The organism is Chryseobacterium polytrichastri (assembly GCF_900142445.1).
Lineage (GTDB): Bacteria > Bacteroidota > Bacteroidia > Flavobacteriales > Weeksellaceae > Chryseobacterium > Chryseobacterium polytrichastri.
Genome location: NZ_FRAV01000019.1, coordinates 43688 through 61899 on the forward strand (window position 1 = coordinate 43688; position 18212 = coordinate 61899).

Here is an 18212-nt window from a genome sequence, read left to right on the forward strand (position 1 = left end):
CAGGGCACAAAAAATCCCGATGAAAATATTCACCGGGATTAAGTTTTTATCTGAAAGATTAATTAAGCTAAGCTTACTCTTACAAATCCTGTTACTTTAAGATCTCCGTTTACAGATTTTACATAGTCAGAAACAGAAATACTTCCGTCCTTAATGAAATCTTGGTGTACCAAAGTGTTGTCTTTGTAGAATCTCTGCATTTTACCTTTCAAGATGTTTTCGATAATGTTTGCAGGCTTACCTTCTTCAGTAAGTTTATGTCTTTCGATTTCTAATTCTTTATCGATAGTTTCCTGAGAAACTGCATTCTCATCAAGAGCGATTGGGTTCATAGCAGCAACCTGCATAGAAACAGCTTTAGCAACTTCGTCAGATCCCTCTACTTTAGCAGAAAGAGAAGTGATTGCAGCAATTTTGTTTCCAGCGTGGATGTAAGCTCCTAAGAAAGGACCATCTAATCTTTCGAAAGTACCGATTTCGATTTTTTCACCGATAACACCTGTTTGCTCGATTAATTTCTCAGCAACAGTCATTCCGTGGAAAGCAGTCGCTAAAAGTTCTTCTTTAGAAGCAGCAAATACAGCCATTTCAGCTATTTCGTAAGCCAGTTCAATGAATGCTTCGTTTTTAGCAACAAAGTCAGTTTCACAGTTTAAAGAAATAATAGCACCTAACGTGTTATCTTCGTTTACTCTAGCGATAACTGCCCCTTCAGCAGACTCTCTGTCAGCTCTGTTAGCAGCAACTTTTTGTCCTTTTTTTCTAAGGATGTCAATCGCTTTTTCGAAATCTCCTTCAGCTTCAACTAAAGCTTTCTTGCAGTCCATCATACCTGCACCTGTTGTGTTTCTCAATTTTGCTACGTCTGCAGCAGCTGGTGTATAAGACATAATATCTATTATTTTTTTATTGTAAGATTAGTATTGATTTTTTTTAGCTTATTTTTAGAGCAGTGCAAAGATAATGATTTTAATGATAAACTAAAAAATGACTTTTTGCGTTATTTACTTATTTAATAATTTTTTAAACGTTTAGTTAATGAAAAAAATATTTCTCCTCCTGTTTTTATGCATTTTCTCGCTGGGCTTTTCTCAAAAGAAGAAAAAAGCTAAATCTAAAGCAATTATAGAAAAGGAAACCCTAATCATATACACTGAGAATGATGCCGAAAGCACAAAAGAAGCCAGAATAATTGCTGGATTTTTAAAACAAAATCCGGGTCATGCTAAAACAGATTATTTTAAAAGAAAATTGATAGAAATAATAATGGCAGATAATTCTCCGGAAGCAAAACCAGTAATTAAGCCATTGAGTAAAGAGAAAATTGAAAAAATTGTTAGTAATAATGAGCTAAATAAGTCTAGACCAATTGCCTCAAATTCAAATAATAAAGCTGCTGCACCGGAGAAAATGGTTAATTATGCAAGTGTTGATAATACGAGTAAAAAAGCCGAACCAAGTGAAAGAAGTAAGAAGACCGCAGCAATGCTTACGCATATGTTTAACAATGATCCGATGGATAAAGAAGCCTATATTAATATTAAGAATAGGTCTAAATGTAATTTAATTGTAAAAATAAGCGGAAAGAAATATTATAATTTGGATGTACCAGCTAAGAGTCAAAATTTTATTTTGATAGATAAAGGAGAATATGTGGTAACTACAATGGTATGCGATGCGAAATATTCTTCTCTGAAAAAGATAGATAAGGATATTGAGATTGAATTGAATTTGAGAGAAGATTAAATAAATCTCGAAACTAAATAAAAAAAGCGGTTAAGAAATTTCTTAACCGCTTTTTATTTTATCCTTTATATTGCCCCATTGCAATAAATTTATCTTGTCTTTGGGTTTCAAGCTCTTGTCCTGTAAATTTAGAAAAAGCTTTGATGTTTTGTAAAATTGAAGCTTTCAAATTTAAGTATGTTGTTGCAGGATCGTAATGCGCTCCTCCAAGTGGTTCTTCAATGATACCATCAATGAATTTCTCTCTTAAGGCATCTTTAGGAGTCAAATTCAATGCATTCGCTGCATCTTCTTTGTGATCCCAGTTTCTCCATAAGATAGAAGAACAGCTTTCTGGTGCAATTACGGTATACCAAGTGTTTTCTAGCATATACACTTTGTTTCCAACACCAATTCCTAAGGCTCCACCACTAGCTCCTTCACCAATGATATAAGTAAAGATTGGAGTTTTTAGCTGAACCATTGTAAAAATGTTTCTTGCAATAGCTTCACCTTGACCTCTTTCTTCAGCTTCCAATCCTGGATAAGCTCCCGGTGTATCAACCAAAGTAATCACAGGAATATTGAATTTTTCAGCAAGCTTCATTAGTCGTAAAGCTTTTCTGTATCCTTCAGGATTTGGCATTCCAAATCTTCTGTGTTGTCTCTCTTTAGTTGTTCTTCCTTTTTGAGTTCCGATGATCATTATTTTTTGACCATCAAGGGTAGCTAAACCACCAATCATTGCAGGATCATCTGCGAAATTTCTGTCTCCGTGAAGTTCCAGGAAACTTCCTTTGTCTACCATTCCGTTGATATAATCTAGGGTATAAGGACGATCCGGATGACGGGATAGTTGTACTCTTTGCCAAGGTGTAAGATTAGAATAGATTTCTTTTTTCTTTTCTATGATCTTATCCTCAATTTGGCTGCATGCTAATTTTACATCAACACCACTTTCTTCTCCTACCAAAGAACATGTCTGGTACTGGTCCATCAATTCTTGTATAGGAAGTTCGAAACTTAAATATTCCATTCTTGAAGTAAATTAAATCTTTCAAATTTATGAAAAATTATGGTAATTCTATTTAAAATTATTGATAGCATTGTTTATCCTAGCTATACTTTCTTGTTTTCCAATGATTTCTAAAATGTCTGGAACGTCTGGTCCCTTCAATTCTCCAACCAAGGCTAAACGGAGCGGCATCATTACTTTACCCATTCCTAAGCCCTTGTTTTCTGCGAAATCATGTATTGCCTGCTTCAAGGTTTCAGAAGTAAATTCGGTACTTTCTAATGTGGTAGCAAATTCACCTAAAACAGCAGAAGTCTCATCATTCCAAGCTTTTTTTGATGCCTTTTCATCATAAGAAACCGGAGCTTCGAAGAAAAATTTTCCGTTTTCATAGATGTCTTTCGGGAAAGTTGCTCTTTCTTTCATCAGGTGAATAATCTTCAGTAATTTTTCATCATCAATCGTTAGATCTACATCTGAATTTTTCAATATTTGAAGTAATTCTTCATCAGATTTCAATTGAATATACTGATGGTTAAACCATTCTGATTTTTCTTTACTGAATCTCGCACCTGCCTTATGAACTTTATGAAGATCGAATTCTTTTGCCATTTCATCTAAAGACAAAATTTCTTTATCATCTGCAGGAGACCAGCCTAAAAGAGCAGACATATTGATGAATGCTTCAGGAAGATAGCCATTTTCTCTGTAGCCCTTAGAAATGTTTCCTGTTGCAGGATCTTTGAAATCTAAAGGAAATACTGGGAATCCGAATTTATCACCGTCTCTTTTGCTTAATTTTCCTGAAAGTCCTTTCTTTAAAAATTGCTTTACAGAAGCCGTTATTTCATCGTCCTTATCATTTTCGCCCAACATAGATTTAAACCTTGGACTTTTTACTTCTGAAAAGAATTTTTTAATAATTGCTGCTGATTCATCAAAAGAAAATTGGCTGTTTTTCGTCACAAATTCATCTGTAAAAGATTTTGTAATACTGTCAATATTATCTTTATTAATTAATGTTGATACATCAGGTTTTAGAATCAATGAAAGGTGAGCAAATTGTGGAGCTTCCCAAGCCATTGCTTCATATAATAAAGTGTGTAGGCCTAAAGATGGTAACCATTCTTCCCCACGGATTACGTGAGAAATTTCCATTTCGTGGTCATCAATGATGTTGGCGAAATGGTAAGTTGGCATTCCGTCGTTTTTAACTAAAACTTTATCGTCTAGTGTATTTGTATTTACAGAAGAATTCCCTCTAATAATGTCTACAAGATTCAAGGTTCTGTCAATTGGCATTTTAAATCTTACAACGTAAGGAGTTTTTTCATCCAACAGTTTTTGAACTTCCTCTTCAGAAAGAGAAAGACTGTTTCTTAAACGGTTTCTCGTTTTGTTATCATAAGAAAAAACGTCTCCTTTAGCTTCATATTCTGCACGAATAACATCTAATTCTTCCGCAGTATCAAAAGCAATATAAGCATAATCTGTTTTCAAGATCTGCTCTGTATATCTGTTGTAGATATCTCTTCTTTCAGATTGTCTGTATGGAGCAAATTTCCCTCCTTTCTTAGGACTTTCGTCAGGAATGATGCCGCACCATTCTAATGCTTCTTCGATATATTCTTCAGCTCCTTCTACATATCTTGCAGTATCTGTATCTTCAATTCTCAATACAAATTCACCACCTTGATTTTTAGCAAAAAGATAATCATATAATGCGGTTCTTACGCCTCCCAAATGCAAAGGTCCGGTAGGACTTGGAGCAAAACGTACTCTAACTTTCTCCATTTCAAATAAAATTTTGATGCAAATTTACTTAAAAATATATGTTTTAAAGTTGTTTTACCATTCTGTTATTGGCTTTTTTGATTTTATTACTTCAATTCATAAAAGCAATCTCCTTTATAGAAATAGCGGGAAGACTATTGAAGGAATATTTTGGTTTGGTAGATGGCACAGATTATAGAAGTGTAGAGAAAAGTACTTTGGAGAAGATGATATTGTGAGGCTTAATGATGAGTATGACAGAAATTAAGAAAAAATATTTATAAAAATTTGTAGTGCTACACGAATATTTCATGCAGCCTTATCTTTAAAAATGTATTTTTGTAATATATAAAATATTTTAAGTTGTCAATGAAAAAAGCAATTTGTCTTTTTATCGTAGGAGAAAAGTATTGGAAGATGTACGATAAAAATAAAGTACAGTTTGAAAATTATGCAAAAAAATGTGGGGCAGATTTAAAAATTATTGATAAGCCTTTAGATGAAAAGTTTAAAAGACCGCTTTTATCCCAAAAATTGTTGATTCCGGCAGCGACACAACAATATGATATAGTACTTTTTCTTGATTTAGATATTATCATTTCAGATAAAGCACCATCAATTTTCGAATATCTTCCCATAAATAAATATTTTGGTGCAATTCTGGACCCAAGAGGAACTATCGAATTTAATAAAACTTGGGGGCATATTCCAAGAATCTTAGATGAAACCAATGAAGTTTATTTCACAGATCGTTATTTTGAAAATCATCCTTTATTACAGGGAAGCATCAATGGCGGAGTATTTATTTTCAGACCGAAAAAAATAGCAGATTTTTTTGAAAATTATTACTTCTCTAGCCATAATCAAGGTGAACTTAATAGTTTTGAAGAAACTCCTTTTGCATATTTTTCGCAGATTAATAATTGGTTTGAGGCTTTACCAATAGAATTTAATACACAGATATTATATAAAATAAAAGGAACTGAAAAAGGTGTTGAAATTGATAAAAGAGAAAAAAAACTTCCTAAATTTTTTCTGAAGTATTATTATAAAAAAACAGGCTTTTGCTTTTATCCAACAAAGCAATATAAAAATTATATAAAACAAATTATTTCTGAAAATTATTTTATCCATTTTTCAGGCAATTATCCAATAATATCCAATTAATATGAGCATACTCTCTCGCATTTCGAGTGCATTTATTACTGTTTCTTACGGGATTACAGTAAATAATGAAGTTGAAGAAATTACTTTACTTTTAAAAACTTTACTTCCTTTGATTGATAAACGTGATGAAATTATCGTGCTACAGGATATTACTGAAAAAAATCAAAAAGTTTCAGATATTTTGGATAAGTACGGTGATCAAATTATTAGATTGGAAGCTAGATTAGATGGTGACTTTGCTACATTTAAAAATAACTTGATAAAAGCAGCCAGAAAAAAATATTTATTTCAAATAGATGCTGACGAAATTCCTAAAGAATCTCTTATCAAAGGAATTAAATCTTATCTGTCTGAAAAAAGGAAAGAAGAGGTTTTAATGGTGCCGAGAATTAATATTGTAAATGGAGTAACAGATGAGCATATTGAGCGTTGGAAGTGGAAATTAAATGAAGAAGGATATGTGAATTTTCCGGATTATCAATACCGTATTTTTAAATTAAATAAGGGAATTGTTTGGGAAAATAAGGTACACGAGAGACTTCGTAACTATAAGACAATTGCAAGTTTACCTTCTTTGGATTATTCTATGTGCCTTTTGCATATTAAAGAAATAGAGAGACAGGAGCAGCAAAATTCATTTTATGACACCATACAATAAATATCTGATGAGTATGAAAGTAATTTTAGATGCTGATGTTATCGCAGATTCGTATAAAGACAACCGTACCGGGATTTTTCGGGTTGCTTTTGAACTTTTTGGAAGCTTAGCAAAGCTTAAGTCTGTTGATGTTTATTACAGCCATTTGAGTTTATTTCACCGTGAAACTTCTACCGGGGAATTAGACGAGTTCTTTAGCGAGAACTCTATAACAATAAATCGTGCAAACGTTAGAGCCAAACGCAAATTTTTACTATTCAGAAAAGAAAAGCTTTTTAGGTATTTATACAACAAAATTGGAATTTATAATTATAAGAACACTCATTTTGAAAAAGTTTGGAAGAATGCTGACATTTTTCATTCTTTTTATCATCCTTTCAATAACGAAATCGAAAAATATCCTAATCTAAAGAAAGTTATTACAGTTCATGATTTAATCCCTGTTTTATTTCCAGACCTTCATTTTACTTCAGATTTAATAAATAATATTGTAGCAAGTATTGGAAAGGACGGATATGCAATTTGTGTTTCCGAGAATACAAAAAAAGATTTATTGAATTATGCTCCTCACATAAACCCCAATCATGTTTTCGTTAATTTGTTAGCAGCTTCAAAAACACTTTTTTATGTTTGTAAAGATGTGGAGAAATTTAATCATATAAAGGCTAAATACAATCTTCCGAAAAAATATTTTCTGAGTGTAGGGACTTTAGAACCTCGAAAAAATGTAGATTTTGTGATTCGAACTTTTTTAAAATTTATTAAAGAAAATAAGATTGATGATCTAGGGTTGGTTTTAGTAGGTGCAAAAGGTTGGGATTATGATAAAATTTTTGAAGAATATAATAATGCTCAAGAATTAAAAAATAAAATTATAATTACAGGAAGAGTCCCTGATGAAGATCTTGCAAGTTTGTATAGCCATGCTCACTCTTTTTATTATATGTCCCTTTATGAAGGTTTTGGATTGCCTCCTTTAGAAGCAATGCAATGTGGTATTGCAACGGTCACTTCCAATACTTCATCATTGCCGGAAGTTGTAGGTGATGGCGGAATTATGTTGGATCCCAATGATGAAAAACTATTGTCAAAAACAATGTTAGATTTGTATTTGGATGATTCTTTGAGAGAAGAATATGCTAAAAAAGGACTCAACCGTTCAAAATTATTTTCATGGAAAAAAAGTGCTGAGGAGCTTGTTGATATTTATCAAAAAATTGGGAATTCTAGATAGATTTAAATCGGATATTTCTACTTGTTGTAGTTCTGTTTTTTAATAATTTTAGCCGCAAATTTCTTATAATTTCAATTTTAGAAAATTGATTTTGTTATATTTTCTATAGCATTCTTTCCATTTATATTCATCATTAAATATGAAATAATAACAAAATTCGTTTGTGTTATTTTCTCTATATATGGGCTCTCCTTACACAATCATTTTTAAAGATTTTAAATGATCTTTTGTTCGTTTTTATTATATAGATTTTCTATGAATAAGTAGGAGTGAGTAATTCGGTTATACTAAATAAAGTAGTGTTAATCAGTGTTTGTCGTCTAAAAGCAATTGAAAAGATGAAGATTTCAAAAAATTAACTATTTTTTATTATTGATAATGTATTATTGGATTTTTTGATCTTATATTTGTAGAATTTTAATACGAGTAAATCATATGCTTACAATTAGTGAGAAACCTTGGAATAGACGCCATATATTGGCTTGTAAGTCCAGCGAGGAAATAAAAAGTGCTAGCGCGAATTGGCTCCAAAAGCTATCTTATCATTGCTATAATAAAAAAGATATAGCAATATTTGAAGCTAAGGGAAGTAGACAAGAATATAACTAAGAATAAAATGACAAATACACTAAGGATGTTCCGTCACATTAATAAGTCGAAATTTTTGCTACTACTTATAGTTTTTACATTTTCTTGTTCTCAACAAGAAGAAAGTTTGTTTGCCGAAAATGTACCTGTTACACCAGATAATAACAAGCAATACGATGGGGTAATAGATTACCTTACGGATCTTGGGACTCTTAATATCAATGCATTTGCTAATGGAAATTATCCGGGTAAAAGTGATCCGTCTTTTATAAAAGATATTAATTCTCCTAGTTTTGCCTATTGTCATCCTGATGTACAGTATTTTCCGAATGGATTTAACGGATATAAGTATTGGATGGTTTTTACCCCTTACTTTGGAGCAGTAGGTAATGATCAGAATTCTAAAAGATATGAAAATCCAACAATCGTTGTGTCCAATGACGGTATAAACTGGAATGGTCCAAATGGGCCAGCCAATCCATTGCAAAGAGCTCCTTCCGTTAATGAAAGTTTTTCGGAAAATAAACAGGATCCTAGGCAAGGTTTCTGGTCAGATGTTGATTGGACATTTGAAAATGGAAAGTTCTCATTATATTATAGAGGCAGTCTTATAAAAGCTTCAGCTTTGAGAGCAAGGGGAGCTAAGAGTCAAAATAATTTGAGAAAATTATTGAAAAACTCTCAAAGAACTATTGTTAGACAAACTTCTACAGATGGAATATACTGGACTCCTCTGGAAGCTGTTTATACAAGTAATACACCGTATGCTCCTAAAAATAATCATATCATTTCACCAAGTATTGTTTACAATGGTAAAGGATATGTAAGCTATGAAGTGGAAAATAATATTAGTCCGAATTTTCCAGGAAATGACCCTTCATACATCATAACAAGAACATCTAATAACGGGTTAGATTTCTCAACCTTTAAACAAAGTAAGGTCGTTAATTTTATTAATAAACCTTGGACACAAGTTAATTCTGAATATGCACCATGGCATATACAGGCAACGTATGTAGATGGATATTATTTTCTATGTATTGCGGCCGGTGAGGTGAAAAAATATACTGCTGAAAGTCTTTATCTTGCTTTTTCTAAGGATGGACTTAATTTTAAAGTACTTCCTAAACCATTGGTGGAACATAATACATATAGATCTAGTATTTTCCCAATGAATACTAATAATGAGACAATTGACTTTGGGGCGGTTATTGCTTATAAGACCGGTATTTTTAAGTATAGAGAGTTCAAGCTTAATAAAGAAAAGCTGGACGCATGTCTTTCTAAATAATAGGTATGAATACTATTTCGGTCTCTGTAATTATTCCTATATATAATGCAGAGAAGTTTTTGGATGAAACATTAGAAAGTGTTATTCGTCAAAGCCTTGTCGATTTTGAACTTATTTTAATCAATGATGGTAGCACAGATAACTCTGCATTTATTTGTGATAATTATTTGAAAAAAGACAAGAGAGTACAATATTTTATGCAGGAAAATTCAGGCGTTTCGGTAGCAAGAAATTTAGGATTATCCTACGCCCGTGGTGAATATGTTTTTTTTCTCGATTCTGATGATATTCTTGATTCTGAATTTTTGGAAACATCTTATAATGCAGCTAAAAAGCAGAATAGTGATATTACTATTGTTGGAGAAGAATTTTGCAGACGATTACCAAATGTCCCTGCATTGCCAACATGTGCTCAATTTTTGAAGATGGATTTTTTGAACAAATATCCAGACATACGATTTCCTAAGAATATTCAGCCTTGTGAGGACGGTTTGTTTTCTCATCAATTAATTGCTTTAACCCAAAATATAGGAACTAATCCTGATGGTATTTATCATTATAGACATCATGAAAATCAAAACCATTTAAAAATTAATGAAGACTGTTGGAAAGTCGTTCATCAGATTCCTATTTGGTTTGATATTTTAAATCAGTTTTATACAAATAACAATTTGTTTCATTCACATGCTCTTCATTTAGCACTTTTTATTGAGCATGAACCATTTGAACTTAGGTATTTATCTATGTCATTAGATAATGAGCAGAAAACTTTTTTATTTAATTTAATTAAAACATTTATGGTAAAAATTTTACCATATCTTTCTGATAAAGAGGAGACATTACTAAGCACACCTTTTCTTTATTTTATCAATTCTAATAATGTTAACGATTTTGATCAGTTTTATAGAAAATATATAAAACGAAAGAAAATTAAAAAGAGAATATACCTATTTCTTATAAAGTTTATTCCACTTAGGAAATTGAGAAAACAAGTGAGAAGGACTATTTGTGAAAAATTTTAAATCATGAAAATTTTATTCATACAACATAAGGGTTTTATTAACGGATCAGGAGGTACTGAAAAGATATGTAGTTTTTTGGCTAATGAATTTTCTAACTTGGGGCATACAGTTGAGATTGCTACGAATGAAGATGTTGATGGAGAACCTGTTTTTAATCTAAAACAAGAAGTTTTGGTTACGAATATTTTTGACAGAAATATTCCTCAGATTGAACTGAAAAAAACTTTTAATTATAGAGGTTCCAATCCTCTAAAATGGATTTCTTATAAGATTCAAAAGAAATTAATTAAGAGGGATAACAAAAAATTAATTAAACAAAATGGTGGTGCTAATGAACTTTTTAAGTTAAATCTCCATAACCGATCAAAAGCTTGGAAATCTTATATTGATGCTTTACATCCAGATATTATTATAACAATGTCTATAAGTTCTCTTTTAGAAATTACTTTTAGAAACGAATTTAAGGTTCCAATAATTAATTCCACGAATGGAAGACCAGATTATGATTATTCTGATGTTTTGTGGTATAGAAGTCCTTTTGAAATGGATTTATTAAGAAATGCTTATCAAAAACTTTCTGGTATTCAAGTTTTATTTGACAGTTACAAAGATTTTCTTCCAGATACATTTCACGGGAAAGCTGTAACTATTCCTAATCCGGTACCTCAATTTCCGGATACTGAAATGGTAGATCTTAAGGTGATAAAGAAAAGGTATAAGATTATTAATATTGGTTCTTTAGCAACGGATTGTAAACAGCAGCATGTTGCAATTGATGTTTTTGCTTCTATTGCAGAACGTTTCCCAGATTGGGATTTACACTTTTGGGGGCTTGGAAATGATTTTAATTTTCTGAAGGATAAAATTCAGAAAGTTAATTTACAAAACCGGATATTTTTGAATGGCTTTACTCATGATCCCATAGCAGAATTAAAAGACTCTGATATTTTTATTTTCCCAAGTAAATATGAAGGCTTTGGACTAGCCTTAGCTGAAGCAATGTCTTTGGGACTTCCTGCTTTAGGATTTACGACATGTTCTGGGGTTAATGAGCTTATACAACATGACGAGAGTGGGTTTCTTGCTCAAAATACTGAAGACCTTAGAGTCTATCTTGAAAAGCTGATGAGTGATTGTACTTTACGTTCCGAATTAGGAAAAAAAGCTCATTTTGAAATGAAAAAATATACTCCCAAAACAATTGGCAATGAATGGGAGTTTTTCTTAAAAGCATTTGCTTCTTAATTTGTTAAGATAACATACTGAAAATTTCTTCTTTTTGAGCGTCAATTGAGAAAGGATAAATTCCTTTTTCAGAATTGTTATGAAGGGTATTCCAAAGTGTTGTGTTTGTACAAATAGCAATGACATTATCTGCGAATTTCTGATAATCTTCATTACCCGCAATAAGTGCTGTAATTCCATCTTCTAAAAACATTCCTTCTGCTCCGATTTCGGTTGTTAAAACAGGAAGTGTATATTCCAAAGCCTGACCAATTTTACCTTTTACTCCAGCCCCAAAACGTAATGGAGAAACTGAAGCAAAACATTTCTCGTAATATGGGATAATATTTTCAACATATCCCGCGATTTCAAAGTTTTCAGAATTCATTTTCTGTATAAACTCCGGTGATTCTGAACCTATAATGGTGATTTTAAGATTAGGTAGCTTTTCCCAGACTAGAGGCATTATTTTATTATAAAGAACTTCAACAGCATCTACATTAGGATCGTGTAGGAAAGTGCCGATGAAAAATATACTTTCTCTTTTTTCAAAAGGGGGCATATCTTCAGGTTTTACTTTCAGGTTATGAACATTACTGACTGTGAAAAGTTTTGACTCATCAACAAAAGATTTCATAAATTCTTTTTCTTTATCACTAATTACAGCAATCTTATCTGCTTTTTTACAAAGCTCAGTTTCAATATATTTGTAATGAAGAACTTCTTTTGCTCTTTGTTTGTCATATTTTATTTCAAGACCTCTTTCCATTCTAAGGTAATGAATATCAACCATATCATAGATTATCTTTGCATGAGGAGCTTCTTTTCTGAAAAAATCTAAATAATATTCAAAAAGTTCAGGTCTGTGACACCAAACAAAATCAAGAGTTGGGAGTAAGCTATTAATGAAATGTTTTTTACCTTTCATTATCCCAAATTTGTTTATAAATGGAGCATAAACAGTTACATTATGATTATTGAAATTTTGAATATATTTTTTAGATTCTATGGTTGGAATTGATTTTCTCCAATCCATTAGATATACATTGTAATATTTGGCTAAAAATTTAGCAATTTCTGTAATTCGATTAGATGCTGAATCTTTATCAAAAGTCGGAATTTGACTGTCTATAATAAGAATGTTTTTTTTATTTTTATCAGGGACAATGTTTTTGTCTGATAAAGGATAATGATTCTTAATATGGATGTAATTTTTTATCTTTCGTTTAATTCCCATCGGGTTATAATTTAAATATTCTTTTTGTAAAGCACCTTACACTGTATTTATCAAGAATGTTTTGTGAAATCTCTATGTAGGGTAATTCAAGGAATTCTATGATTTCATGAGTGCTAATATCTTCACTGTTTATGATCAACATATTATTGGGATGATAAAAATCGTAATTTTTCACCATTGAATTTGTTGTGATAAGTTTTTTTCTGTAACCCAAACTTTCAAAAGTTCTGAAAGAAAGACCTTTTTGGTCTAATCTCTGTATATCTATCATTGCTTTTGATTCTGAAATAATTTTTTTTGTTTCTTCTAAAGATAGATATTTTGTTGTGGAGATCAAATGCGGATAACTCAGTTTTTCAAACCAAAATAATATAAAGTGAATTCTAAGTCCTGCGGCAAATAATACTTTAGATATATGATCAATTTCATTAATCCTGGAATCATATGATGAGATATTAAAAACATCATATTTTACTTCATTAGATGCTATCTTTTCGTCATATATAAAATTAGTTGTCTCTATAAAATTGTGTTCTTCAATATCTTCTTTTTCGTACGAATATATCTCATCAAAAAAATGGGCTATCTCAAGTTGTTTAGGGTATTTTTTACAGCTATCATAATAGTAAGCTATAAAACTATCTGTGTTATTTTTTAATTCTTTTAATAAAGAGATATCAACAAGATCTGGGCGAATAATAAAAATAATATCCTGTTTTTCTTTAATTTGTTGAACAATTTGTTTATTGAAGAATTCTTTTTTTATGTTTTTACCGAAGAGTTTTGTGATACCATTCCATATTTTTACGCCTAAGTTAGGGTACTTATACTTTATAGAATCTGTTTTAATATCTGTTACAGTTACATGAGAGTGGAGTTCTTGAACTACAAAGTCAATATATCCGTAAGCAAAAGGATAAATTAATGTAATCTTCTTCGACATTATCTAAATATTTCTTGTAATTTTTTTTCGAAAGCCTGCTCTTCATTCAAAACCATATTTTTATAAATTTTGAATTGAGGAATATGCTCTGGATAATTATCCAAAACTTCTTTTATTTTCGTTATAATTTCAGGAATTCTTTTTTCACTAAAATCAAATTTATATTCTTCAGGAATCGTAAGGTCCTCATAATAGGCTGATGAACCGTTTTTTCCTGAAATAATGCAACAATCTTGGGAAACAGATTCTCTTAACATCTTATCCCGCCCAGGGTTTTCTCCAAAATCAACGTATAATAATGATTTTGACATTAGGTCTTTTATTTGGAGGGCGTTCATGTTTTGAATAGGAATCCACGTTAGCTCAGGTGAGCTTTTAATTAATTCCGAAATTTCCTTTTTCCCTTTTTTGGGGTTATATAATATTGTTTTGTTTGAAATGTCCTTTTGGATAGGTTGAGTATTATCTAAAAATATAGGATTAATATAATCGCATACAAAATCTATTTGATTTTCATGAATACCATGATTCTTTATATAGATAGAAGATCTGAAAGACTGTGCCCATTGAAAAACATTCGGCAGAGGTTCAAAATGATATTCTTTATCTTCTTGTTTGTAAAATAGCTTTGTGAAAAAACTTTGTTTTCTTATTCTATAATCCATTAAGATTTTGTAAAAATCTACACTCAGCCACCAGATGATTTTTTGGCTTAAAGGATATTTTTTTACCAAGAATGTCATTGACTCTGGGATTATCAGAATGTTTTCAGGACTGTCTTCAACAGTATCTATTTCACCCGTTTTATAAATAGAATAGTTTTCTGGTTTAGCATTAGCTCTTTTGGGAATGTAATGCATAAACACATTATTATAGTTCAGCTCATAAAGTTTATTTGATAGCTGATGGAGTGCTTCCGGACCACCTGTTACTTTTCTTGGAGGGCAGAATATGATGATTTTGGAAGTATCTGTATACGAAATCATAAAGGAAATGAATTAAAAATAGGCTATTGAAAATATACAATCAATTACCGGTTGCTATAATACTATTTAATTTTTAAAATTACAAAACTTTAATTAACCAATTCGTCTACCCAGTTATCTATCAGATATTTATTTAAAATGTCTTGTGGGATGTCAATGTAAGACGTTTCAAAGAAATGGTCAGTAATTTTTATATCCTCAATATCGTCTATAACGAATATATTTTCGGGATTATAAAAATCATAATTAATAATATCTGTATTTGTTGTAATTAGTTTTTTCTTGAGACCTAAACTTTCAAATACTCTAAAGCTTAATCCTTGTTGATTACTTCTATTAATATCCAACATTATTTCAGATTGTTCTAATAAATGGTTGATATCCGAAATAGATAAGGTACATTTTGAGAACTCTATATAAGGATCATTATTTTCTTTAGAGGTGAAAATAATAATTTTACTTTTCACATCCATATTATACAACGTTTCCGCTATTTTTTTTACAATAGGAAATCTTTTGTCGTATGAGCTGATATTGAATACTTTATATTTGTATTTTAGAACCGTTTTAGTAACGGTTTTATAGATAAAATTTGTTTTAAAGTGTAAATTATACTTTTTACAATCCTTTTTCTCAAATGAAAAAACCTTATCAAAAAGAGAAAGTATATTTTTTGTTTTTGGATACCTATTAATAGAATCATTGATGATTAATACTGATTTACTTGCTTTTTTATTAATAGCTTCTATCGTTTGTTGAGACAGAAAATCAGCTTTTATATAGATGGCGGTATCTATTGATTTGAGATTTTTAATTTCATTTAAAATGGTCTCATTATAATGGATGTGTTTAAGATTGGCTATTCCTAAATTTTTCGTGAAAAAATTAAGAGCTTTATGTGAAAACCCAGGATATTTATACTTAAAGCTGTGAAAATTTATGTGCTTTACTTCATAAGATTTTCTCTCCAAAGCATCGGCAATGTATTGATTATAGCCCCAATTATCGTAGGTTATTAAAAGTATGAGCTTTTTATTTTTTTGCATTCTATCTCTCTATTCTTAATTCTTACAATTAATTACACTAATGTTTTGTCCAAGAATTCTTCCAAATCATTTTTCAAAAATGAAGGTTTGAAATCTGAATAGGTTTTAGAATCAGGTACAAAATTTGTAATATGCAAAAATCTATCCATTTCTGGATTACTGCTCCACGCCCAATCTGATAACTGAATGTGAGGAGAAAAAATTGTAAAAGTAGGAATGTCCAAAGCTTTGCTAAGATTAGTAGCGCCACCTTCATTACCTATAAGACATTTGCAAAGGCTTGTGACCGAAGCAAATTCACGTAAGTTTCTAGTATCGAAGTTTTTTATAATTAATTTTTTAGTGTTGGGGGATATCAAGGTGAGCAGTTTCTCAAACAATCCCTTTTGAGATGGAAGGTAGTTGCATAGAATCTTAGCATCAGGCTTATAATAGGCAATATATTCCAACAATTCAGCCATATATTCTATAGGATATGTTTTCTCTTCAGAACTACCGAAAGTACTTATCATAACCAAATTGTCATGAGAAGATAATCCATTTTCAGCAAGAATTTTATGAGCATTATTCACTTCTTCCTCTAGCAAATATACTTTGGGAAATACTTCCTGAAATTGAATTTGTAAAGGTTCTAGCATCAATAATCGATGTTCAATACCTAAAGTAGTATTTTTTGATTTTAATTTTTTATCTCTTTTTACTGGGAAATTGTAAAAAAATTGAGTGTATTTTTTTAAAAAACCAATTCGTGTTTTTGCTCCTGAAAATAAAGTTATAATGCCTGTTTCAATTTTTGAATACAGGTCTATAACTAAATCAAATTTTTGTCGTTTTATATCTGCTAAAGTATTAATCATGCTATCTTTAAAAAAGATAACATGATTAACATAAGGGTTTCCAATTAAGATTTGAGCATGTTTCTCGTCTAGGAGAAAGCTAATTTCGGCCTGTGGATATTTTTTTTTCAATAAAGGAAGAATTGTACTCGTCACAAGTACATCACCCATGAATTTTTTTTGAATAATTAAAATTTTCATATTAACCGTGAAACTCCAGAATTGTTTTTTCAATAATTCTTACGCAGTCTAACAATTGCTCTTCTGTAATAACCAATGGTGGTGCTAGTCTGATAATGTTTCCGTGAGTAGGTTTAGCAAGTAATCCGTTTTCTTTTAATTGTAAACAAAGATTCCAAGCAGTAGAACTGTCCGGAGTATCATTAATTAGAATAGCATTTAATAATCCTTTTCCTCTTACTTTGGTGATAAGATCAGATTTTGCAATCAATTTTTCTATTTCACTTCTGAATAGTTGACCTAATTCCTCAGCTCTTTCAGATAGTTTTTCATCTGCAACAACATCTAAGGCTGCAATTGCTACTGCACATGCAATAGGATTTCCTCCAAATGTTGAACCGTGTTGTCCCGGTTTGATGACATTCATGATTTCGTTATTTGCCAAAACCGCTGAAACAGGATACATTCCTCCAGAAAGTGCTTTTCCAAGGATTAAAATGTCGGGTTGTACATCTTCGTGATGGCAAGCGATTAATTTTCCTGTTCTTGCAATACCTGTCTGAACTTCATCAGCAATGAAAAGTACATTATATTTTTTACAAAGCTCAGAAGCGTTTTTCAGGAAGTTCTCGTCTGGAACATATACTCCGGCTTCCCCTTGGATTGGCTCTACCAAAAAGGCAGCAATATTTTGTGCATCTTGAGCTAAAATTTCCTCTAAAGCTTTGATATCGTTGTATGGAATTTTAATAAATCCAGGAGTAAAAGGTCCATAATTCTGATTGGCATCAGGATCATTTGAGAAAGAAACAATTGTTGTGGTTCTTCCATGGAAATTATTTTCACAAACGATGATTTTTGCTGCGTTTTCAGAAATTCCTTTTACTTCATAGCTCCATTTTCTCGCTAATTTTACTGCGGTTTCTACAGCTTCTGCTCCAGAATTCATCGGTAAAACTTTATCGAACCCAAATAGAGTCGTTATTTTTTGTTCGTATTCTCCCAAATTGGAATTGTAAAATGCTCTTGATGTTAATGCTAATTTTTTAGCCTGATTCACTAAAGCATCTACAATTTTAGGATGAGAGTGTCCTTGGTTAACGGCAGAATAAGCAGAAAGAAAATCATAATACCTTTTGCCTTCTACATCCCAAACGAAAACGCCTTCTCCGCGGTCTAAAACTACCGGAAGAGGGTGGTAATTGTGTGCGCCATGTTTGTCTTCAAGGTCAATGAAATACTGTGAGTTTTTTACTGTTTCTACTGTTGACATATACTTTTGGTTTT

At 31.1% G+C, this 18212-nt stretch carries 16 protein-coding genes; 7 read left to right on the plus strand and 9 right to left on the minus strand.

The window, feature by feature from the left end:
- Positions 1–62: 62 nt before the first annotated feature.
- Positions 63–890, minus strand: a complete 828-nt coding sequence (gene tsf / locus BUB80_RS12805; RefSeq protein WP_073293423.1) for a translation elongation factor Ts — start codon at positions 888–890, stop codon at positions 63–65.
- Between the two features lie 148 nt (positions 891–1038).
- Here tsf and BUB80_RS12810 point away from each other — a divergent pair, with 148 nt between their 5' ends.
- Positions 1039–1746: a DUF6759 domain-containing protein gene (locus BUB80_RS12810; RefSeq protein WP_073293425.1), complete on the plus strand. Its 708-nt coding sequence runs from the start codon at positions 1039–1041 to the stop codon at positions 1744–1746.
- Positions 1747–1804: 58 nt separating this feature from the next.
- Here the strand turns inward: BUB80_RS12810 and BUB80_RS12815 are convergent, their stop codons facing one another.
- Both BUB80_RS12815 and gltX read right to left on the minus strand, forming a co-directional pair.
- Entirely contained in the window at positions 1805–2761 is a 957-nt protein-coding gene (locus tag BUB80_RS12815; protein WP_073293427.1) for an acetyl-CoA carboxylase carboxyltransferase subunit alpha, read from the minus strand.
- Between the two features lie 48 nt (positions 2762–2809).
- Entirely contained in the window at positions 2810–4534 is a 1725-nt protein-coding gene (gene gltX / locus BUB80_RS12820) for a glutamate--tRNA ligase (RefSeq protein ID WP_073293429.1), read from the minus strand.
- A 348-nt stretch (positions 4535–4882) separates the two neighbouring features.
- Here gltX and BUB80_RS12825 point away from each other — a divergent pair, with 348 nt between their 5' ends.
- The 6 genes from BUB80_RS12825 to BUB80_RS12850 all read left to right on the plus strand — a co-directional run bounded on the left by BUB80_RS12825 (position 4883) and on the right by BUB80_RS12850 (position 11718).
- Positions 4883–5680, plus strand: coding sequence for a glycosyltransferase family protein (locus BUB80_RS12825; protein ID WP_073293431.1), 798 nt, complete (start codon positions 4883–4885; stop codon positions 5678–5680).
- Position 5681: 1 nt separating this feature from the next.
- Complete coding sequence (locus BUB80_RS12830; protein ID WP_073293433.1) at positions 5682–6338, plus strand: glycosyltransferase; 657 nt, start codon at positions 5682–5684, stop codon at positions 6336–6338.
- The gene (locus BUB80_RS12835; RefSeq protein ID WP_083547157.1) at positions 6322–7572 is read left to right on the plus strand and encodes a glycosyltransferase family 4 protein; all 1251 of its coding nucleotides are present in this window, start codon (positions 6322–6324) and stop codon (positions 7570–7572) included. Before BUB80_RS12830 ends, BUB80_RS12835 begins: the two co-directional genes overlap by 17 nt.
- 616 nt (positions 7573–8188) lie before the next feature.
- Positions 8189–9451, plus strand: a complete 1263-nt coding sequence (locus BUB80_RS12840; RefSeq protein ID WP_228433802.1) for a hypothetical protein — start codon at positions 8189–8191, stop codon at positions 9449–9451.
- Positions 9452–9456: 5 nt separating this feature from the next.
- Complete coding sequence (locus BUB80_RS12845; protein WP_073293439.1) at positions 9457–10473, plus strand: glycosyltransferase family 2 protein; 1017 nt, start codon at positions 9457–9459, stop codon at positions 10471–10473.
- Between the two features lie 3 nt (positions 10474–10476).
- Positions 10477–11718 (plus strand): glycosyltransferase, encoded by a 1242-nt coding sequence (locus BUB80_RS12850; RefSeq protein WP_073293441.1) that lies wholly within the window; start codon positions 10477–10479, stop codon positions 11716–11718.
- A 4-nt stretch (positions 11719–11722) separates the two neighbouring features.
- Here BUB80_RS12850 and BUB80_RS12855 read toward each other — a convergent pair whose 3' ends face one another.
- The 6 genes from BUB80_RS12855 to rocD all read right to left on the minus strand — a co-directional run bounded on the left by BUB80_RS12855 (position 11723) and on the right by rocD (position 18198).
- Entirely contained in the window at positions 11723–12934 is a 1212-nt protein-coding gene (locus BUB80_RS12855; RefSeq protein WP_073293443.1) for a glycosyltransferase, read from the minus strand.
- A 4-nt stretch (positions 12935–12938) separates the two neighbouring features.
- Positions 12939–13877, minus strand: a complete 939-nt coding sequence (locus BUB80_RS12860) for a WaaS/CpsH family glycosyltransferase (protein WP_228433804.1) — start codon at positions 13875–13877, stop codon at positions 12939–12941.
- Positions 13877–14863 (minus strand): hypothetical protein, encoded by a 987-nt coding sequence (locus BUB80_RS12865; RefSeq protein ID WP_073293447.1) that lies wholly within the window; start codon positions 14861–14863, stop codon positions 13877–13879. The genes BUB80_RS12860 and BUB80_RS12865 overlap by 1 nt, the downstream gene beginning before the upstream one ends.
- A gap of 89 nt (positions 14864–14952) precedes the next feature.
- Positions 14953–15909 carry a WaaS/CpsH family glycosyltransferase gene (locus BUB80_RS12870; protein WP_073293449.1) on the minus strand — a complete coding sequence of 319 codons (957 nt, stop codon included), beginning with the start codon at positions 15907–15909 and terminating at the stop codon, positions 14953–14955.
- Positions 15910–15941: 32 nt separating this feature from the next.
- Entirely contained in the window at positions 15942–16946 is a 1005-nt protein-coding gene (locus BUB80_RS12875; protein ID WP_073293451.1) for a glycosyltransferase family 9 protein, read from the minus strand.
- Between the two features lies 1 nt (position 16947).
- Positions 16948–18198: an ornithine--oxo-acid transaminase gene (gene rocD / locus BUB80_RS12880; RefSeq protein ID WP_073293453.1), complete on the minus strand. Its 1251-nt coding sequence runs from the start codon at positions 18196–18198 to the stop codon at positions 16948–16950.
- Positions 18199–18212: the final 14 nt, after the last annotated feature.